The sequence below is a fragment of the Candidatus Thermoplasmatota archaeon genome, from assembly GCA_035540375.1.
GTDB lineage: Archaea > Thermoplasmatota > SW-10-69-26 > JACQPN01 > JAJPHT01 > DATLGO01.
The window spans coordinates 1-19,892 of the sequence record DATLGO010000055.1; the positions used below are offsets into that span (position 1 = coordinate 1).

General features: G+C 64.4%; 17 protein-coding genes. 10 read left to right on the forward strand and 7 right to left on the reverse strand.

The genetic code is table 11. The features are described 5' to 3' along the window. The 5 genes from VM889_06705 to VM889_06725 form a co-directional block, all read left to right on the forward strand. Positions 1-1,583, forward strand: a 1,583-nt coding sequence (locus VM889_06705; protein ID HVL48227.1) for an HAD-IIA family hydrolase, incomplete at its 5' end; no start/stop codon positions are given. A gap of 171 nt (positions 1,584-1,754) precedes the next feature. After that, positions 1,755-3,119 (forward strand): oligosaccharide flippase family protein, encoded by a 1,365-nt coding sequence (locus VM889_06710; protein ID HVL48228.1) that lies wholly within the window; start codon positions 1,755-1,757, stop codon positions 3,117-3,119. Positions 3,120-3,122: 3 nt separating this feature from the next. Further along, the gene (locus VM889_06715; GenBank protein HVL48229.1) at positions 3,123-4,400 is read left to right on the forward strand and encodes a CDP-glycerol glycerophosphotransferase family protein; all 1,278 of its coding nucleotides are present in this window, start codon (positions 3,123-3,125) and stop codon (positions 4,398-4,400) included. Continuing rightward, on the forward strand, positions 4,400-6,148 hold the full coding sequence (locus VM889_06720; GenBank protein HVL48230.1) for a hypothetical protein: 1,749 nt from the start codon (positions 4,400-4,402) through the stop codon (positions 6,146-6,148). Before VM889_06715 ends, VM889_06720 begins: the two co-directional genes overlap by 1 nt. Positions 6,149-6,204: 56 nt before the next feature. Next, positions 6,205-7,179, forward strand: coding sequence for a glycosyltransferase family 2 protein (locus VM889_06725; protein HVL48231.1), 975 nt, complete (start codon positions 6,205-6,207; stop codon positions 7,177-7,179). Between the two features lie 12 nt (positions 7,180-7,191). On the opposite strand, the gene VM889_06730 is transcribed toward VM889_06725, so the two are convergent. From VM889_06730 to VM889_06745, 4 genes are all read right to left on the reverse strand, one after another. After that, positions 7,192-8,250 (reverse strand): glycosyltransferase family 4 protein, encoded by a 1,059-nt coding sequence (locus VM889_06730; GenBank protein HVL48232.1) that lies wholly within the window; start codon positions 8,248-8,250, stop codon positions 7,192-7,194. Positions 8,251-8,356: 106 nt separating this feature from the next. Beyond that, the gene (locus VM889_06735; protein HVL48233.1) at positions 8,357-9,493 is read right to left on the reverse strand and encodes a glycosyltransferase family 4 protein; all 1,137 of its coding nucleotides are present in this window, start codon (positions 9,491-9,493) and stop codon (positions 8,357-8,359) included. A 33-nt stretch (positions 9,494-9,526) separates the two neighbouring features. After that, complete coding sequence (locus tag VM889_06740; protein ID HVL48234.1) at positions 9,527-10,561, reverse strand: glycosyltransferase; 1,035 nt, start codon at positions 10,559-10,561, stop codon at positions 9,527-9,529. Between the two features lie 127 nt (positions 10,562-10,688). Beyond that, a complete protein-coding gene (locus VM889_06745) occupies positions 10,689-11,336 on the reverse strand; it encodes an ATP-binding cassette domain-containing protein (GenBank protein HVL48235.1) in 648 nt (215 codons plus the stop codon). Between the two features lie 95 nt (positions 11,337-11,431). Between VM889_06745 and VM889_06750 the strand changes: the two genes are divergently transcribed. From VM889_06750 to VM889_06760, 3 genes are read left to right on the forward strand one after another with little or no spacing between them, the layout of a single operon-like run. After that, positions 11,432-12,400 carry an FtsX-like permease family protein gene (locus VM889_06750; GenBank protein ID HVL48236.1) on the forward strand — a complete coding sequence of 323 codons (969 nt, stop codon included), beginning with the start codon at positions 11,432-11,434 and terminating at the stop codon, positions 12,398-12,400. Beyond that, on the forward strand, positions 12,397-14,067 hold the full coding sequence (locus VM889_06755; protein ID HVL48237.1) for an FtsX-like permease family protein: 1,671 nt from the start codon (positions 12,397-12,399) through the stop codon (positions 14,065-14,067). The genes VM889_06750 and VM889_06755 overlap by 4 nt, the downstream gene beginning before the upstream one ends. Then, positions 14,064-15,599, forward strand: coding sequence for a hypothetical protein (locus VM889_06760; protein HVL48238.1), 1,536 nt, complete (start codon positions 14,064-14,066; stop codon positions 15,597-15,599). The genes VM889_06755 and VM889_06760 overlap by 4 nt, the downstream gene beginning before the upstream one ends. Here VM889_06760 and VM889_06765 read toward each other — a convergent pair. The 3 genes from VM889_06765 to VM889_06775 are packed head-to-tail and all read right to left on the reverse strand — an operon-like array spanning position 15,596 to position 18,113. Then, the gene (locus VM889_06765; GenBank protein HVL48239.1) at positions 15,596-17,086 is read right to left on the reverse strand and encodes a glycosyltransferase; all 1,491 of its coding nucleotides are present in this window, start codon (positions 17,084-17,086) and stop codon (positions 15,596-15,598) included. The genes VM889_06760 and VM889_06765 overlap by 4 nt on opposite strands. 37 nt (positions 17,087-17,123) lie before the next feature. Then, positions 17,124-17,555 (reverse strand): hypothetical protein, encoded by a 432-nt coding sequence (locus VM889_06770; GenBank protein HVL48240.1) that lies wholly within the window; start codon positions 17,553-17,555, stop codon positions 17,124-17,126. Between the two features lie 54 nt (positions 17,556-17,609). Beyond that, entirely contained in the window at positions 17,610-18,113 is a 504-nt protein-coding gene (locus VM889_06775; GenBank protein HVL48241.1) for a metal-dependent hydrolase, read from the reverse strand. Positions 18,114-18,347: 234 nt separating this feature from the next. Between VM889_06775 and VM889_06780 the strand changes: the two genes are divergently transcribed. Both VM889_06780 and VM889_06785 read left to right on the forward strand, forming a co-directional pair. Next, positions 18,348-18,836: an archaellin/type IV pilin N-terminal domain-containing protein gene (locus tag VM889_06780; protein ID HVL48242.1), complete on the forward strand. Its 489-nt coding sequence runs from the start codon at positions 18,348-18,350 to the stop codon at positions 18,834-18,836. Between the two features lie 30 nt (positions 18,837-18,866). Continuing rightward, positions 18,867-19,652 (forward strand): archaellin/type IV pilin N-terminal domain-containing protein, encoded by a 786-nt coding sequence (locus VM889_06785; protein ID HVL48243.1) that lies wholly within the window; start codon positions 18,867-18,869, stop codon positions 19,650-19,652. Positions 19,653-19,892 lie beyond the last annotated feature (240 nt).

The window sequence follows — 19,892 nt, forward strand, 5'->3', positions numbered from 1 at the left end:
TGCAGACTCAAGCTGTCGTTCTCTGTGCGGGTGTCGGATCGCGCCTTAGGCCCGTGACCAACCACGTGCCAAAATGCCTTGTCCGGGTCGGAGGAAAACCGATCCTTCAGTACCAACTGGAGGCTTTGCGCGCGTGCGGAATCCTGGACGTCACCATCGTCTCGGGCTATCGGAGTCACCAGGTTCAGGAATTCCTGCGGGGACGGTTTGACGATATGAAGATTCAAATCGTCACGAACGAGGATTACGCGACGACGAACAACATGTACTCGTTGTATCTCGTTCGCGACCGGCTGGATTCCCCGATGGTGCTTCTGAATGGCGACATCGTGTTCGACCCCTTCCTCCTCCGGCGGTTGCTCGACAATCCCGCAGAGGATTCGATTGCGGTCTTCCCGGGTGTCCACGTCGACGAATCCATGAAGGTCACCGTGAGCAAGGACGGGCACATCACGGGAATTTCAAAACGCTTCGGCGAAGCCGAGGCCCATGGCATCTCTCTTGACCTCTACCGCTTCTCCGCGAAAGGCGCCCGCGCGCTGCGAAAAGAGGTCGAGGGATGGATCGAAACCCGCGGCGACCGGAAGCAATGGACCGAAGTCGCGCTGCACGATCTCCTTGCGCGTAGGGAGATTCCGGTCAAGCCTGTTGATGTCGGGGGTTCCGCCTGGATCGAGATCGACAACTTCGAGGACCTCCAGCAAGCCGAGTTCCTGTTCAACCCGGTTGCGCGAGAAATCCGGAGCAAGGACGTGATCTTCTTCGACGGCGATGGAACACTCTACGTGGACGGCCAACTGTTGCCCGGCGCAAAAGAGATTGTCGCGTGGCTGAGGGCGAACGAGCGAAAGGTGTACTTCCTCACCAACAACTCCTCGAAATCGAAGGCCGACTACGTCCGTCGTCTCGCCGAGATCGGGATTCCTTTCTCCGCGAACGAGGTCGTGACGAGCACGGACATGGCGATCGAGTACCTCCGCAACCGCCGCACCAAAGGTGTCTTCGCGGTTGGCACGCCAGGGTTCGTCGAGGACCTTGAGCGGGCCGGTATCTCAACTACGTCCGAAACTCCCGATACCGTCATCGTGGCATTCGACACGACCTTGACCTACGAGAAGCTCAAGCGGGCGTGTCTCCTCATCGAAGGCGGCGCTCACTTCGTCGCAACCCATGGAGATCGCGTTTGCCCGACCCGGGAGGGCGGCATCCCTGACGCCGGCGCCATCATCGCGCTGATCGAGACCGCGACCCAGGTGTCCCCGGTCGTGCTCGGGAAACCACATGAGCGGATGATCCTCGCCAAGCTCGAGGAAATTGGCGCCGCGCCCGAACGCGTGCTCCATGTAGGCGACCGACTCTCGACGGACATCCACATGGGCCGCCGTGCCGGGGTCGAAACCGTCTGTGTTTTGAGTGGTGAGGCAACGCGTGAGGAGATCGAATTGTCGAGGACTAAGCCGGACTTGATCATCAACGATCTGCGAGGGTTACTGCTGTTGCTGGCTCGTGGTGAGAACTCGGTTGCGACTAAAGGTATTCGCGTGAAGAGTCGGGGTGGCGAACCATTCACGAATTCGCAATGACTTCCGGTCTTCAGAAATCTATCTCGCGTGCGGTCTGCTGGGCTCGCGGGGACGCCTTCCTGGTTTTACGCTGCAAGACAACCATCCCGGGCCGCGAGCGTGTTTGAAGTGCGGGATCGAGAAAATCGATTCTCTTCGTCGCTGGATTCCCTCGTGCGAAAAGCGGAACTCGTGAAGCGGGTTTTCCGGGGCAATGGGGAAGTCATCCGAAAGGCGGCTGCGGTCACGGTAATCCAAACCATCGGTATTCCCTTAGGATTTATACTTCAAGTCAGCTTACTCAGGCTCCTCGGGCCAACTGAGTTCGGCAAATATGCATACGTATGGGCGTGGATCACTTTTCTCGCACTTTTCACGTCGCTCGGTTTTGCTCCCGCTTCACTCCGATTCATTCCTAATTATGAGCGTGAGCAACGTCAGCGAATGAGCGCAAGCTATCTGAGGGCCTCTGTTGCATTCGCTCTTGGGGCCTCGTTGCTTCTCGCTCTTGCCGTCGTCGTGATACTGCCGTATACTGCTGGCGAAGAATACCGGGATGTCCTCAGCGCTGGCATTTGGATTCTACCAATTCTTTCTATTATTTTTCTCCACGTTGAGATTCTAAAGGCAATTGAACGTCCCATTGTATCCTATTTAGGGCATCTCGTGATCCGGCCGGCGATTCTATTGGCGCTGCTCGGGGGCATTGTCTGGGTTGGAATTGGGGTTCTCGATGCACATACAGCCCTAATCCTAACGGCTATCACGTTAGGATTCGTTCTTCTCGCCCAGTTGCCATGGCTCTGGAACCATTACTGGATGAAGGGCGGAAGATTGAACTCACGCGTTCTCGTTGATTGGATGGCCGTCGGGATCCCATTGCTCGTGAGCGCGGGTTTTGTTCTCGCGATATACCAAGCAGATATTCTAATCGTAGGGCTCGTGAGCTCGCCCGTTGAAGTCGGCTATTACGCAATATGTGCACTCGGCGCTGGCGTACTTCTTTTCCCGCTTCACGCAGTAAATGCCGTCCTCTCTCCGAGAATCTCGAGGGAGTTCTATGCTGGAGATGCGACTTCGCTGCAACAAACGATGGCGGTGGGGGCGAATCTGATGTTCTGGCCCTCTCTATTCGGCTTAATAGTATTATTCATCTTTGGGCGTGTGGTCTTATCGTTCGTTGGAGTTAACGCTGCCTGGTCATTTGAGATTCTGATGATTCTTGCAGTTTCGCATACTGTCGGTGCTTCGTTTGGAATGGTCAGCCCCGTGTTGAATCTAACTGGGAATCAGTCGCTTGCCGCCCGCGTGACTATAATAACAGGTATCACAGGTTTGCCGATCCTCGCGTACCTTGCGGGCTCTATCGGCCCGGTCGGGGCGGCATATGGGGCAGCAGCGACTGCTACAATATGGAAGGCGGCGCTTGCAATCGCGGCAAAGAAGAAATTGGGAGTCAATACAACGATCTGGGGGACAAGCGAAGGGGTATGGCACACAACGAATGCCCACATATCTCCAAGGCGCCTTGAAACTCCTCCAGAGCGGGGGACCTGAAAAATGGACCTTCGTAGCCTGTCTCTACTCAGCGTGCTGCGCGCCCCCTTGTGGGTCCTTTATTGGCTGAGCGGTTTTGTTCCCCGCGATCCTAATCTCTGGGTGTTCGGGTCGTGGGATGGCGTCAAATATTCTGACAATCCACGATATGTTTTCGAATATCTCCATCGTCAAATGACCACAATGGGCTCGTCGAAAGTGCCCCGAGTCCGCTGGATAACGTCGTCTCGTGAGGTGAAATCGACGCTGAAGGGGTTAGGTTTCCCCGTGACTGAGAGGTGGTCATTTCGAGGTATGCTCGATTCTATCAGGGCGGGTGTCTATGTCTATTGCTCCACCGCTCACGACATCAACACGTGGCTATCTCGCGGGGCCTATCACGTTAACCTGTGGCATGGGATACCTCTTAAAAAGCTCGGAACGTATTATCCTCGAGATGATGGCCGATCGACGAGTTTGATTGCAAGAGTTGACCTCTTCGGATTGAGGTATGGGTTACGGCGACCGACTCCAAAGGTCAATTCATCAATCGCCACAACTGGTGAGGTGGCCCGCACCTACGCAGAATTCTTTCGAATTCCTGTAGCGCATGTGCCTTTGACTGGTTTTCCTCGAAATGACCCATTACTTCAGCCAAGGTCAGATATTACTCAAGCAGAGCGAGAGTTCGCGCATCGTGTCACAAAAATTCGTCAGGAAGGGACCCTTGTAGCGCTCTATGCTCCTACGTTCCGAGATCATGAAACCGGCTCCCGCTCAGTTCCGATCAATTGGAAAAAGCTGTCCGAGGAGCTCGAAGAGATTGACGGATATCTCTTCTTGCGGCTGCATCACGTTGACTCGCTGACTATGCCAACAGAGCTGCCGCCTCGCATCGAGGTAACTCCATCGACCGTCGATTTGCCCGTCATCCTTGCGCATATCGATTGCCTTGTTACCGATTATTCCTCAATCTACTTCGATTTCATCTTGACGGGCAAACCCGTTATCTTCTATTGCTACGATCTGCAGGAATACGTGAGTCGAAGCCGGAGATTCGCATATCCATATGATGAGGTGGCCCCAGGACCTCATGTAACAACTCAATCCGACCTTGTATGTGAACTTTCGAAGGTACGAGAATCCAATCTGGTAGAGTGGCGGGCGTCTCGCACTCGCGTCGCTGAGACCTTCCATGTTCACCTGGATGCGTCGAGCGCGCAACGAGTGGCGGACCACCTTCTAAGGCTCCTGATACCGCGCAAGGCTTCGGCCTTTTTGGAAAATGGGGGGGAGAATTAATGGTGGGGACACTTGGCAGTTCAACATTCCAGCGCGGCGACCTCATAACCCTCGCCTCACTTCTCGTCGGCGGCTTGGTGATCGTGATGGCGGGGGAGGGGGCCACAGATCTCAGAACCTTGTGGCTTACCGTCGGCGTGATGGTCATCGTGGTCACGTATCGGGTTGCAGGAAACGATGAATCGCGGTATGCGATTCGGTTTACCTTCGCAGTTGCCTTGGCAATTACACTCGGCGCAATGATGCATGCAGCTGTTCAAGAGGGACTTCTTCGTGAGGCAGATGTCGACCTGAAAATTGTAGAAAATATCGTCGAATACGGTCGCATTACGACAGATTACGGGGTTTGGAGATTAAGGGCCTATGCTACGTGGCCGGCGATCCATTCACTTGCCGCGGTCGCCGCTGAAGTCATGGGGGTTCCTCCGCGCGACGCCGGGATCATGATTCCGCTCGCCATTCATATGACGATTACTGCCCTCGCATTCATTGCGGGCTCGAGGATGTTCGGGATGCCCGCGGGGGCTTGTGCTGGGGTGCTCACGGCTCTACTGGGGGTCTTTCCACACGCCATTCTCACACGGCAAGGGATTGCGTTTGTGGGCGCGTTGATGATTCTTTGGGCCATCGCGCGCCCTTCTTACCGGACTAGTCTTCGCGACGTGGTTATAGTTGGTTGTGGGTCCATTATTCTCATCCTCGGACATTTCACAACAAGTTTGTTCGTAGGTTTTGCACTGCTGGGAGTTGGAGTTTTCCGCTGGCTCCGACCTAAGTCAGGCGCGGCCTCCGGCCCTTGGGTGATCATCCTTGCCTACAACGTTGCCTTGGGGGGCTTCCTGCTTTATGTAGGGTGGTTTCAAGCTGAAGGGATCCTCAAGGTGATTGTGGGGACGGTGGGTGGAGCCCTTTTGGGTAGTGTAACCGATGTCGGGTTCGTTTTCCAGAATCCGAACCCTGAACGCGGCGCAAATATGAGGTTACGTCTCCAGGCGGGGGCGATGCTCCTAATACTGGTTGCTTTGTCCATGCTCTCGATCTTTGCATTGCGGAGAAATCTCAGCAAAAGCAAGCTTGTGATTCCAATGGGTGCTGCTTTCTTTCCACTCGGTTTATCCGCAGTCCTGATGGGGTCAAGTTTGGCATTCAAGGATCTTTCGCGCGTCGCTGTCTATAGTCGAATATTTATTTTTGGGGCGGCCTTCGCAATTCTTTCGGCGAGCGCTATTGCGATGTCCTTACCACGTCGATCCGTTAGGATCATTTGGGTAGTCTTAGCAGTCTTGCTTCTAATCGCGGGGCCCGGGACGCTTGAACCCACATTCTACCACGGGACAGTTGAGCCGGACTGGAACCTTGGAGATCCTGAGCGGCGGCTGACCGCAAGCGGGCGGTCCGCCGCGGTCTGGGTCGGCAAATATGCGGGTCCGGGGCCCGTAGCTTCCGATATTGGCGCCGTTGATCTCCTTGAGCGCGAAGGCGTCCGAGTTAGAACTAACGTTGCTTTCCATGGTGGGGCAGATGCCGATGTGCAGGCCCTCTTCCGAGGCGACTCTACAAAACTATCTCGCTTCTCGGCCTTCTGGCTAAGAACGGAAACGTTCCAGTTACTTCAGGGTGATGGTCAGACCGTGGCCTACACCGTAGTTCGGTTCTCGGACATGCAGCGCCTTGCTGCGACTCCCTCGACTGCGATCGTTTACGATAGTCCTTACGCGAAGCTCTATATTCATCAAGGGAGCATGTGAGCGATGATGTTCTGGAAGCGATCGTCCGTTCTTGATATTCTGGGTAGGGGTGCTCATTGAGCTCGTCAGCGCCGAAACCGCACCGCGAGCCCCAAGCAGGCGATATCCCGAGCGTTGCGACAATTATTGTGAATTGGAATGGCTTAAGTGACACGATCGATTGTGTTAACGCTACCTTGTCGCTCGATTACCCTCGTCAGGGAGTTTTCGTCGTCGACAACGGCTCGCGCCCGTCGCAGGCCGCTGCGATTCGTGAGCGCTTTTCACAAGTTCACGTCATTGAATCTTCCGAAAACCTTGGGTTCGCCGGCGGATGCAATCTCGCAATTGAGGTAGCCTTGGAGCACAATTATGATTATATTTTTCTCTTGAATAACGATGCGTATCCGTCCGATTCCGGATTGTTAAGGCAACTCCTATGCGTCATGCAACGTCATGGGGCTGCTGTAGTGGGTCCAAAGGTCACCTTTGAATCGCCTCCTTCTATTGTTTGGTTTGCAGGGGGTCGAGTATATCGGCGTACGGGCCGAACGAAACACATCGGCTTCAACAAACCAGCGGATCGGTTTACCGGGGTTGTCGAAACCGATTACATCACTGGGTGTGCCTTATTGGCGCACGCGTCCGTTTTTCGTGAAGTGGGGCTTCTCGATGAATCGTATTTCTTATACTATGAGGAAACCGATTGGTGTCTAAAGGCCCGAAAGCGAGGCTATAAGCTGCTTGTGGATCTCGACTCCGTTGTAGTCCATCGGGTGTCACAATCAATGCATCGTGCCCGTGGAATACATAAATATTATTTAATAAGAAATCGCCTTGAATTTGCGAGACGGTGGTCGGGGGGCTGGTTTTGGCCAGTCGCCGTTCCTTCGGTCGTGGTGCTGGCCCTTCTCAGTATTGCCTACACTACGCTACGTGGTCATACTGAAGCGCGGGGGCATGTCCTGAATGCGCTTCGTGATTTCGCTCGGGGGCGCCTGAGTAAGTCAGTAGGTATAGCGGGTGATGCTGAAGCGCGGGGCATGTCCTGAATGCGCTTCGTGTCAATGGTCTGATCTCTCTGATTCGAAGTAGATTGAGGCTATTGAATCAGAGTAGCGGCGCCAATCGTACCTGCTCTCGACGAGTTTACGCGCGTTCTTTGCGAGTTTCATGCTCAAGTTTTCGTCGGTGAGGATTCTGGACAGGGCTTCAATCAGCTCTTTAGGCGTTTCGGCGCGAAGGAAGTGGATGTCGTCTCGAGCCTCGATCCCTTGGCATGCCTTGGCGGTTGCGACCACTGGCACGCCAGACGCAAAGAACTCCAAAATCTTTAGTCGTGTTCCACTGCCATGCCGCAGTGGAATGATGGCCGCGCGACCGTTCGGTAGAAACTCGGCAGGCTTCGCCACCTTGCCAACGAACGAGACATTACTGGATACCACCCGTGGACGGCGACTCGATTCCCCTATAATTGCAAAGTTCACACTTGGAAAATGAGGGGCAATTGTTTCACAGATCTCTTTAACGGCGAAAAAATTTGGTGGATACCGAGTGGTGCCGAGGAACATGACTGGTCGAATCTTGGATGAAAACGGCATCTCGAGTGGGGCGTATTCCCTTGTGTCTACGCAATTTGGAATTACGCTACTCTTGATGCTTAGACTCGGTTCTATTGATGCAGCTCGGTCACGGTCCTCACTGGAACAGAAGATCACGTGCCTCGCGGCCTTCCATGCCTCTCGTTCGATAGATGCTTGGCGTTTCTTCGTGGCCAAGCTCCAGACTCGTTCCTTCATTCCAGATTGGGGAAACTGTGCGATATCCTGGTAGACGTTGTGTGCATTAAGGACAAAGCTTTTCACTCCTGCCCGACTCGTAGCCGTAAATAGAAAAGGGGATTCGAGGACGATCGCGTCAGTCTCGGGTTTCAGAATCGTTGGTGGCAGAGTGAGGCCGAAATCATCTGAGAAAAACATTTGCGCCAATTGGATTGCCCTTCGGGGTCCGCTTGTAGGCTTGCGGAGGTGCTTTATCAAGACGCCTTCCCACTGATACGTTCCTTCCTCCGGAGCGTATCCGACAACTAGGGTATTTCGCGTGCGGCTGGCTATCCTGGCCATTTGCAGTGTTCGAACTGCCGCTCCATGAGAAGGTGGATAGATAGTATCCGGAGCGATACAGACTAAGCGGCCCTGATTGTGCTCGAGAAAACTCATCGGATTGCCTTCATGAGGGTTTCGAGCGATTGTGGGTTCGAACTTCCTCGTAAAATTTCATGAGGTCTCCGACGACCCTTTCCTCGGCAAAGTGTAATCTGGCAGTCTTTAAACCTTCCTTTCCGAGTTGCATTCCCAAATCGGGTTCTCGCATTATGCTTGCGATGGCATGTGCAAACTCTACTGGCGTATTTGCGATACGGATATTGATTCCGTCTCGCGCTGCGAGGCCTTCCGCTGCAATGTCGGTAGCGACCACTGGTTTGCTTCGGGTCCAGTATTCAATGATCTTAGTTCGAAGGCCAGATCCCATCCATATCGGCGCAATACAAACGTGAGCGCGATCGATGAGGGGCCTGACATCCGGAACATCCGCGAAGACGCGGATTGTGTGGTGATCGGCGATTTCCTTTGGAATCCCTTTCCCAACGAGCATGATTTCGGCGGAAGGGACCAGGTTATGAAGTGCGGGTCTGAGTTCATTGACAATAAATTGGATCGCAGCCCTATTGGCTTCATGCGTATACGAGCCAAGGAATACCACTGAATGTTGTGACGTTGGAATGGCGCTATTTGGGGGGGAGAAGTCCTGAGGCCGCGCCAACAGCGGGAAGACGCGTACTGCTGGGGCTGCAAGTTTGTGGCGAGCGATTAATCTATTCCGGTCAGATTCACTCAGGGCAATCGTTCTGTCTGCAATCTTTATGAGCACGCTTTCGCCAAGGTCGAGAAGATTGGCAATGAGCTTATCTTTCCTTGAACTTCTTTCTCGTCCGCGCGAAAATTCGGATTCGACAACGTGCGCTTCATATATCAAGGGCTTTCCAATGGTGCGGGTCAACAGTCCTAGCAGAGCAAGTTGACTGTTTTCGATTTGGATCAGATCCGGCGCATCATTGCGCTTTAGCGCTACAAGCCGAGCCCATATCAAGAGGTCTCGAAACGGCCAGGGTACGTGGGGCACGTAACGGGTCATGACGCCTGGGGAAAGCGAGGATTCGCCCCCGATTGGGCTTGGAGTCAGTATGGTGACTTTGTGGCCTCTTGCCGCCAACCCGTTCGCGAGGGATACAGTTCGAACTGCGCGGCCATGGTCCGTCGGATAAGGCGGATGTTTTTCGCAAATTGCGATGTGCGCCGAAATCACTCCCTTGTGATGGGTCGATTCATCCGCGGTCGATCAGGTCTTTTCTGCCCCGGTCGCTTCTATTGGCGGGCTCAATATTGTGGCGGGTCGCTGCCAATAATACTTGTGCCAGCTGCATGTAAGAACAATATACCGTGGCAGCGAGGTGTGAATTCGCCCAAGCATCAGACCCACTGCTTTCGCAGCGCTCTCGGCAATGGCCCTCGGAAACCAAATCAAGTTTCGAGTTGCCCACAAATATCGCGCCTTTCGACCTACGTGTCGTAGTCCGCCGGATACTAACTCGGGGAAAATGCCTCGGAGACCTGTGTGGGAAAGGTGCATCTCCCGATAACTCACCCCCGAATCAAAGTACTTCTTGAACGTCTCCCCGAGCGTGTAGTGGTGGGCATGCTCGACGCGGGACTCCGCGACGTAGGCGATGCGTCCCCCGCCCTTGAGCACGCGAACGCTCCAGTCCTGGTCCTCGGCCATGATGATGTCGGGCCGGAAGGGGGTCGCGGCCCAGACGCTGCGCTTCATCGCGCTCGAGGCGTTCGAGAAGCGCACGGTGTCGAGGGTGAGGCCCTGCCCGTTGAGGTACTGGACGCGGCTCGTCGCGGGGTACATCTCGTCGAGGAAGAACGCGTTGATGGGGTCCGTGTCGGCGCGGGGGACCTGGCGCGCGTACGCGCCGACGGCGTCGCCGCGCGCTAGGGGCTCCACGAGGCGTTCGAGCCAGTGCTCGTCCGCGGGGACGGCGTCCTGCGTGAGGAAGACGAGGTACTCGCCGCGCGCGTGCGAGGCGAGGAGGTTGCGCGTGCCGCCGTGGTTGAACTCCGCGGGCGGGACGTGCACGACGGTGATCGGGAACTCGAGGAGGAGCTGGAGCGTCCCGTCGGTGGAGCCCGAGTCGGCGACGATGACCTCGAAGCGGTGGCGCGTCTTCTGCGCGAAGATCTGCGCGAGGACGCGCGCGAGGAGGGGGCCCGCGTTCTTGGTGGGGAGGAGGATGCTGACGGCGGGCGCGCCGTCGACCGGGCGCGTGGATGCCCGGGTGTCTGCCGTTGCGATCGATCTCGGACTCATGGGCCAACCGGTCCGTCGTCGAGGCCGGCACCCCGACGCGGCGCCGCTCGACCTTCCGGGCGCGCAATGCAGGTAGGTCCCCTTTAGCCCTTTGGATTGCGGAAAAGGGGCGTGGCCCGTTGAAGGATCACGGATGCCGGGGCGCGGATCCGCCGGATATCAATGGGATATCGGCCCCTTTCACCCGTCCGTCATGGCTCGCGACGAGGACCGCGCACCCCCGAGCCTGTGCGGCTTCGAGGAGGTCCGTGACGAGGGTCGCGTTCGCGTCGTCGAGCGAAGCGGTGGGCTCGTCCGCGAGGAGCACGTCGGGCTCGTTGGCGAGGGCGCGGGCGAACGCGGCGCGCTGGCGCTCGCCGATGCTCACTTCGTCGGGATAGGACGCCGTCTTTCCGGCAAGGCCGACGTCCGCGAGCAGCGCGCGCGCCCGGCCGGCGTCGGCGCGGCGCGCGAGGCGCATCGGCAGGAGGACGTTGTCGAGGAGGGTGAGGCTCGGGATCATGTTGTGCGTCTGGAAGACGTGGCCGATGCGCGCGAGGCGCACGCGGGCGCGGGCGTCGTCGTCGAGCGCGGCGACGTCCTCGCCGTCGAGGATGACGCGGCCTTCGCTCGGCGGCTCGAGGAGGCCCGCGATCTGGAGGAGGGTGGTCTTGCCGGCGCCGCTCGCGCCGCGCAGGACGAGGAGGTCGCCCCCGTCGAGGGCGAGGTCCAGGCCGCCGAGCACACGGTGGGCCCCGTACACCTTGCCGACGCCCTCGAGCGCGAGGCGGACCACGGCGGTCGATGGCGCGCGCGCGATAAAGGCGTTCGGGTGCGTCGCCGCGCGGAAAACCCGCCAAGGCTAAAGCGCGCGCCCTCCCTCGCGGAGGCGTGTTCGGGCGCGTCGCGGACGACCGGTCGTCGCTCCTCCTCGCGACGGGTCTCGCGCTCGCGGCCGCGTATCTCGCGGGCGGCGCGGCGGTCTCGGCCGGCTTCGCGGACGCGCTCGCGGGGCAGTCGGACCGCTTCGACGTGCCGGCTGTGCTCGCCTGGGTCGGCGAGGATCCGTTCGCGAGCCCCGGGTTCGGGGCCGTCCCCGAAGGCGCGTCGGCGGTGCGTGTCGCGGCGGCGCGGACGACGGACGGCCGCCCCGTGACGCTCGCGGCCGTGGAGGCGGTGGGCCCCGGCGCGCCGCTCGAGGCGGGGACGACCGGGATCGGTCCGGCCGCCGACCTCGCGGTCGCGCGCTTCGAGGGGAACGTCACGGTCCGGGGCGTCCTCGAGGCGATCCACGCGCCGCGCGGGTGGGTGTTCGCGCCGCTCGAGGACTTCGAGCGCGTCGCCCCGCGCTTCGGCCGCGCGCTCGTGCTCGCGCCCGGCGCTGAGGCGCCCGAAGGCGCCTCGACCGTGCCGCTCGTCGGCGTCCGCGCGTTCGTCGCGGGCGGCGGCGGGGCGCTTGCGGCGGGGTTCGGCCTCCTCGTCGCCGCGACGGGCCTCGTCGCGGCGGCGGTGACCGTGAACCTCGCGGCGTCGGCCGTCGAGCACCACCGCGCGGACGTGCACCTCGCGCGGAGCCTCGGCGCCTCGCGCGCGGACGTCCTGCGTTGGGCGGCGTCGTGGCTCGCGCGCATCGTCGGCGCGGGGATCGTCGTGGGCGCCGCGCTCGGGGTCGTCCTCGCGTACGCGGCCTTCAGCTTCGGGAATCGCCTCGGGCTCCGCGCGCCCGTGACGCCCGCGCCCGACTGGACGCTCGCCCCCGCGCTCCTCGCGCTCGCGGCGCTCGCGTTCGGCGCGGGCCTCCTCGCGGCGCGGCGCGCGCTCGTCAAGCTCGAGGGGTCACGACTGGAGGCCTCGCCTTGACGCGCGCGGGCGTCGCGCCGCACGTCGCCGCGGTCGCGCTCGGAACGGCGCTCTTCGTGCTCGTTCAAGCCGCCTTCGCGGCGGTCGCGGATCCCGCGCGCCTCTACGCTCCGGACGCGGAGGCCGTCCTTCCCGCCTCGCGGCTTCCGGTGCCGGGCGGGCGCGCGCTCGACCCCGCGACCGTGACCGCTCTCGTGGCGAGCCCGCTTGCGCGCGAGGCGTTGCCGGAGACGTTCACGTTCGCGATCGTCCGCGGGGAGCCCGTCGTCGCGCGCGGCGCGGACCTCGCGGATCTCCTCGCGCTCCACCGCGCGCGGCTCGTCGCGGGGGCGATGCCCGTTTCGGCCAACGATTCCGCGCTCCTTGTCGGGGAGCGGCTCGCGGCCCGCCTCGGCCTCGCGCCCGGCGACGTCGTCGCGATCCCGGCCTCGATCCAGCCCGACGTGGTCGTGCTGCGTGTGGGGGGGCTCGTCGCGGCCGAGACCGCGCTGGCCGACGAGCTCCTCGTCGATCTCGCGTCGGGCCGCCGCCTCGGCGGCCTCGCGCCGGGGGCCGCGCACCTTGTCGAGATCGTGCCGCTCGATCGCGAGCGTCTCCGCGAGGCGGTGCGCGCCACGCTCCTCGAGGCCGACCGGATCGTCGTCGCGGGCCCCGCATGGGGCCGCGCGGGGGAGATGGTGACGCTGCGCGTCACCGATGGCGACGGAAACCCTCTCGCGGCCGTGCGGCTCACCGACGGCGCGTCGTCGGCCTTGACGGATGCGCGCGGCGAGGCGCGCGTCGCGCTTGCGGCCGGCCGCGCGACCTGGACGGCGACGGGCGCGGGTCGCGCCCCCGTTTCGCACGCCGTCTTCGGTGCGGGTCCGGACGACGGCGTCGTCGTCGCGCGGATCGCGCTCGCGTCGACCGTCGTCGACCCCGGCGGTCGGGTCTTGGTCGAGGCGGAGCTCGTGAACTTCGCCGCGGAGCCCCGCGCGGGCGCGCACGACGTCAGGCTCGACGGGGTCCCCGTCGCCTCGCTCGCCTACCGGCTCTCGCCGGGCGCGCGCGAGGTCCTTCGCGCGACCTTCGACGCCCGCGCCCCGGGCGATCGCATCGTCGCGGTCGCCGACCTTGCGGCCCCTCTCCTCGTCGCGACGCCCGAGGTGGCGCGCGCGCAATGGCGACTTATCGCCGGCGGGGCGCCTCTCGCAACGGCGAGCTCCGGCGAGGCCGTCGGCGCCGTGTTCGGGTCGGTCGCGCTTGCGGGCGTGCTCGTCTCGCTCCTTTCGTTCGCGCTCTTCTTCGTGGGGAACGCGGCCGTCTTCTCGCGCCTCGCGGCCGCGCGCGCGGCCGACCTCGCGCTGCTTTCGGCGCTCGGCGCGACGCGGCGGCAGGTCAGGGCGTTCGCGCGCCGCGCCCTCGCGCCCGCGGCCGTGGCCGCCGCCCTCGCGGGCGTCGCCCTCGGCGCGGCGGCGGCTGAGGCGCTCGCGGGCCTCGACGCATTCGCGGTCTTCGGCCATCGACCCGCGGTCTCGCTCGAGCCCGCCCGGTTCGCGGTCCTCGCCGCTTTCGCGCTGCTTTCGACGCTCGGCGCCGCGGAGGTCGCGGCCGAGCGGCTCGCGCGTCCGCGGCCCCCCGCGTCGCGGCGGCCCGCCCGCGCCGACCTTGCGGAGGCGCTCGCTTGAAGCGGCTCGCGATCCTCGCGATCCTTCTTCTGGCCCTCGGGCTGAGGCTCGCCCCCCTCGCCTCGAGCCCGCTCCCGCACAACGTCGACGGCTTCGACGCCGCTTCGACGGCCGAAGGTTTCATCGCGGAGGGCGCGTGGGCGCCGACGGGCTACAGCGCCTCGATGCCCGCCGCCTTTCTTCTTCTCGCCCAGGCGAGCGCCGTGACCGGCCTCGAGCCGCTTGCGCTCGCCCAGCCCCTGTTCGCGCTCGCGGGCCTCGCGGCCGTCGTCGCCGCGTGGGCCTTCGTCCGGCGAGGATTGCGCCATGACGTCGCCGACGTCGTGGCGCTTGCAGCCCTCGCGACGCTCGGGACGTTCGTCTACTTCACGAGCGTCGTGATGAAGCAGACGATGGCCTTCGCGCTCGTTCCCCTCTCGGTCGCGCTCGTCGTCTCGGGGCGCGCGCGCCGCGAAGTCGCGCTCGGCGCGGTCCTCCTCGCGATCCTTCCGCTGTTCCATCACCTCTCGACGCTTCTTGCCGTCACCGCCTGCGTCCTCGGCCTTTCCGTCGTCGCGGCGTCGCGCGGGTTCGGGACCGTCGCGTGGCGGGCGATCGCCGTCGGCGTCGCCGCGGGGTGGGCCGTCGCCTGGTTCGCGAGCGTGCGGAGCGCCGTCGGCGCGTACTGGAAGATCATGGCCGCCGACGCCGCGCTCTACGCGGCCCTCGTGGTCCTCGCGCTCGCCGTTCTCCACGTCGCGGCCCGGCGGGCCCGCTCCATTCGGCGAAGCGCCATGGTCCTGGCCTCGATCCCGCTTGCGGGCGGAGCCCTGCTCCTCGCGAACGCCTTCGTGCCGGTCTTCGAAGGCGGCGCCCTCACGCCGCCGCTCCTCGCCGCCCTCGCCGTCCCGCTGCTCCTCGTGCTCGTCCTTGCGGCGGTCGGATGGGCGGCGCTCCTCACGAGACGCGGCGCGGAGGGCGACGCGCTCGTCGGCGGTCTTGCCGCGTCCGTCGTCGTGTTCGCGCTCTTCGCCGTGCTCCGCGGCCTCGATGCGACGAGCTTCTACCTCGCGCAGCGCGCCGCCGATTTCGCGGCCCCCGCCCTCGCCCTCGGGCTCGGCGTCGGAGCCGCCCTCCTCGCCGCGCGCGTCCCGCGCGGCCGCGGCGCGCTCGTCGCCGTCCTTGTCGCGCTCCCCGCCCTCACGACGCCCATCGCGCTTGCGGGCGACGCGACGCTCACGTTCTCGAACTCCGTATCGCCGGCCGAGCTCGCGGCGGCGCGGTGGGCGTCGGAGGGCGGCTCGCTTGCGACCGACACCCGGCTCTCGGCGGTCGCGCGTTATGCCGGTCTCGCGCCGTCGGCTTCGCTCGCGTTCGACCTCGCGCGCGGCGCCGTCGTGGATCCTCCCCGCGCGCTTGTTGCCGAAAGTTGGGCCGCCCGCGGCGGCGAGGCCGCGCCCATCGGAGTCTTCCCCGTGGACGTCGAGAGCTATGCGGCGTTCCGGGCCCAGGTATACGCGAACGGTCACGCCCGAGTGATCCTCGCGCGCTAGCTCCGCGTCGGCATCCAGAGCCCGAGCGGCAGGAGGAAGGCGGCCGCGAGCTCGAGCGCCCACGGCCAGGCGCTCCGCGATGCCGGGATGAGGGGGAAGGCGAGGAGCGCGAGCGCCACGCCGAACGCCGCGGCTCCCGCGGCGACGGCGAGGAACGCGGGTTGCCGCGCGCGCGGCCCGTCTCGCGCCTTTCCGACCCGTCCCGCGTCGCGCGGACCGAGCCCCGCGAGCGCCGCGAGCGTGCTCGCGAAGAGGATGGGCGTGAACGCGAGGCTCACGAAGTGGTAGGGGAGCAGGAGCGCGGCGTCCCGGCGTCCCTCCCGCGCGAGCGCGATGCGGGCCGTCGCAACGTGCGCGACGAGGACGCTTGCGGGCGCGAGCATGACGAGCGGGACGACGGCATGGGCGGGCGTGGCGGTGCCGAGCGCGGCGTGCGCCGCGAGGAGCAGCCCCGCGAGGACGAAGAGGCCGCCCGCGACGTAGGCGCCGGCCGCGGCGATGAGCTCCGCCTTCTCGCGCGCGGGAAGGTCCGAGCGCAGGATGGCGCCCGCGCGCAGACGCAGCACGCGCGTCGTCCCGTGGCTCCATCGCCAGAGCTGCCGCGCGAGGTCGCGGCCCGTCCAAGGCAAGAGACCCGTCGCGCCGACCCGGTCGTCGTAGGCGATGCGCCATCCGCGCGTCGCGAGGATCACGGTCAGGTCGAAATCCTCCACGAGCGTCGCTTCGGGAAAGCCCCGCGCGTCCTCGAGCGCCGCGCGGCGGAACGCGGCCGCGCTTCCCGCGAAGACGGCGCGGCCTCGCGCGCCGCGGTCCCATTGGATGACGCCGTAGAAGTGGCTCTGGAGGAGCGCGGCGAGCCGGCGCAGGGGCGCGTCCGCGTTGCGCCATGCGATGCGCGTCTGGACGCACGCCGCGCCCGGATCCGCCGCGAGTCCGGCGGCCGCGCGCCGAAGGAACGAGGGATCCGGGACGTGGTCGACGTCGAGCACCGCGACGATGGGAGCCTGCGTCCTCGCAAGCGCGGCGTTGAGCGCGCCCGCCTTGAGGCCCCGGCCTTCGGCGCGGCGGAGGACCCGCGCCCCCGTCTCGCGCGCGACGCGGTCCACGTCGCGGCGCGCCGCTTCCGTCGTCGAATCGTCGAGGATCCAGACGGCAAGCCGCGACGCGGGATAGTCGAGCTTCGAGGCGCCCGCGAGCGTCGCGGCGAGGACGCGCGCGTCCTCGTCGCGCACCGGGACGAAGAGGTCGACGGCCGCAAGGGCGTCGTCCGCGAGTTCGGGCGGAGCCGCCGGGCGGCCGGCGCGCGCCGCGAGGAGGAGCGGAATGGCGAAGAGGACGAGCGCGGCCTCGACGACGAGAAGGGCGGCTTCGACGGCGAAGACCGCGTCGCGGGGCCTCGCGGCGAGGTCGGCGGCCGCGACGGCGGCTTCGACGGCGAGGAGCGCGGCGAGGGCAAGGGCGAGGACGGTGAAGGCGCCGCGGACCACGACGGCGCAAACGCGCGACCGCGAATATACCCGTTGCTCAGCCAGAGCGCGAGGGCGTGTAGGCGACCCGCCGCGGGAGCGCGAGCGCGAGGTCGGCGACGACCGTCAGGAATACCCCCACGACGTACCAGTTCGGGAATCCCACGTCGCGCCGCGTGAGGAGGTTGTCGCCGAAATACAGCCGGTACCAGTCCGCGGTGAACGGGGAGGCGCCTTGCGCCACGAGGCTCGAGACGTCCTGCGCGACGATCACGAGCGGCAGGAAGGCGAGGCCTCGGGCGGGCCCGAGCCAGCCGAAGAGCAGGAGCGCCTCCATGACGAGAAGGAGCGACCAGACGACGTACTCGTGCCCGTGCGGAGGCGCGTAGATGAGCCCTTCGTACACGCCGAGGACGAGCCCGACCGCAAGCACGAACGGCCAGGCGAGGATGCCGCGGATGCGTGGTCGCGGTCGCGTCGCGGGATCCACGCATCCGGTGACGGCGGATGTCGCGGGATGCGGATTCTGGTACAGCCCGCGCGGTCACCGCGCGACGCGTCGACGTCGCGCCTCGGCCCACGCCGCCCACGCGAGTCCCGCCGCGCCGAGGAGCTCGGTCGCCTGGATGAAGCGGTTCGTGAGGAGCGCCGCGATCCAGCCGCTCGGCTCGAAATCGCCGTGGGGGAACGGGCCGAAAAGCGGCCACAGGAGGACTTCGGGCGTGGCCCACATCTGGTCGAAGACGAGGTGCGTCGCGGTGCCGAGGACGAGCGCGAGGGCGACCCCGGCCGCGCGGGGCGAGCCGCGGCTGCGCGCAACCCACGCGGCGACGGCGAGCGCGAGGAGGAACACGAGGCTGTGGCCGATGAGGCGCCCCGTCCCCCAGTCGAGGATCCAGTGTCCGAGCGGTTTGTCGATGGCGTCGGGAAGCATCGCCCCGACGGCGAGCGCGAGGACCGGGAGGGTCCCGATCCGTGCGAGCGCCGGAAAGCGGCGGGCGGCCTCGGCGAGGGCGAGCGTGAGGCCGACGTGGCCGAACGGGAACACGGCGCCGCATCGCCAAGGTGCGATTTGGCCCTGCCGCCCGCGTCGATTCGATCAAGAACCCCTTAAGCAAAGGATGGGCGCGCGCGACGTTTCCGCTCCTCGGGGCCGGATTTTGACGGTTGCGCCGACCCCGGCGGCGGCGTATTTGGCCCCTTTCACGCGACCCTAAATAGCCCCTGTCGACAGAGCAGGGGGCTGGCAGCCCAACGGGCTGATTGCTTGGAGAGTAAACCCATGAAGTCCAACCGCCGCTTCCGCCTGAACCGGGACGATGCCGTCTCGCCGGTGATCGCCGTCATCCTGATGGTCGCCATCACCGTCGTGCTTGCCGCCACAGTGTACGTGTGGGTGAGCGGCTTCGGTGCGTCCGGATCGCAGGCGAAGAACCTCAGCCTCAGTCAGGGAACCGCGTCCAACCTCGGCGCGGCCTCGGGCTCCGTGGCCTACACGATCGTCTCGGTCTCGCCCAACTTCGCGTGCAGCGCGTTCAAGGCGACGTCGACCGGCACCGGTGGTCCGTGGACGACCTCCGCGAGCGCCGCGGGCGCGAGCGAGTTCCGCTGGTCCGTGAACGGCGCGGCCTGCTCGGGCAACATCGCCGCGGGCGACACGCTCCGCCTCCTCTGGGGCTCGGGCACGACCGGTCCCGCCGCGGGCGACACGATCAACTTCATCGACACCGCCTCGGGCAACGTGGTCGCGTCGCTCGTGCTGCACAGCTAGGCAGGCCTCGTGGGAGTCGTGGTGAGGCAGATGAAGGCCAACCGGAAGTTCAAGCGCGACGATGATGCCGTCTCGCCCGTGATCGCGGTCATCCTGATGGTCGCGATCACGGTCGTCCTGGCGGCGACCATCTACGTCTGGGTCAGCGGCTTCGGCGCGAGCGGCTCGCAGTCGGACACGGCGGCGCTCACCGTCGTGTCGTCGTCGGGCGGCGTCGTGACGCTGCAGCTCGCGTCGGTGTCGCCGACCGCGACGTGGAACACGCTGAAGATCGTGGTCGACGGCGTGAGCGCCGGCACGTACGGCATCTACATGAAGGCCGCTTCGTGCAGCTCGTTCATCGACTCGGGCACCGCGACGGCGTGGGACGGCACGGCCCGTCTCTCGTCGACGAAGTGCGCGGCGGGCGCGGGCGACATCGTGCGCGTCGGCGTGTCGAACACGCCTTCGGGCACGGTCCAGATCCGCCTCGTGGACACGGCCGCGAACTCGGTGATCTCGCAGCTCACGCTCTCGGGCCTCACGGGCCAGAGCGCGGTGACGACGGCCGTCCCGACCTGCGTGGACGGCTCGGGCACGATCACGTTCGCGGGCACGTTCTACAGCAAGACGGGCACGGACACGGCGGCCATCCAGGCCTCCGACCTGAACCGCGCGCCGAACGCCATCGGCACGCTCACCCACGCGGCGGGCGCGACGACGGCGACGGTGACGGCGGCCCACGCGGCCGGCGACACGATCAACGCGGTCGCGAGCCGGCTGTACACGATCGCGGGCGCGGCCGTCGGCACGACCGCGTCGGCGGCCTGCGCCTAAGCGCAACCCCCCACGGCGGAGGCCCGCGAAGCCTCCGCCGACAGTCTTTTTTTCCTGCATTCCACGCCCCCGCGCCGCTCGCCGCGTAGGGTCAGGACAAGCCTTGGACCCGGCCCCGGACCCGGACCCGGTCCCGGACCCGGACCCGGCCCCGGACCCGGACCTGGGCCCGGCTCCCGGTCCCGAGTCCCGACGCCCGACGCCCGGTGCCCGGCTCCCGGTCCCGAGTCCCGACGCCCG

Coding starts and splice junctions, on each gene's coding strand:
- VM889_06715 (HVL48229.1), top strand. CDS start 3,123: ATGGACCTTCGTAGCCTGTCTCTACTCAGCGTGCTGCGCGCCCCCTTG.
- VM889_06720 (HVL48230.1), top strand. CDS start 4,400: ATGGTGGGGACACTTGGCAGTTCAACATTCCAGCGCGGCGACCTCATA.
- VM889_06730 (HVL48232.1), bottom strand. CDS start 8,250: ATGGCCAGGATAGCCAGCCGCACGCGAAATACCCTAGTTGTCGGATAC.
- VM889_06740 (HVL48234.1), bottom strand. CDS start 10,561: ATGAGTCCGAGATCGATCGCAACGGCAGACACCCGGGCATCCACGCGC.
- VM889_06780 (HVL48242.1), top strand. CDS start 18,348: ATGAAGTCCAACCGCCGCTTCCGCCTGAACCGGGACGATGCCGTCTCG.
- VM889_06785 (HVL48243.1), top strand. CDS start 18,867: ATGAAGGCCAACCGGAAGTTCAAGCGCGACGATGATGCCGTCTCGCCC.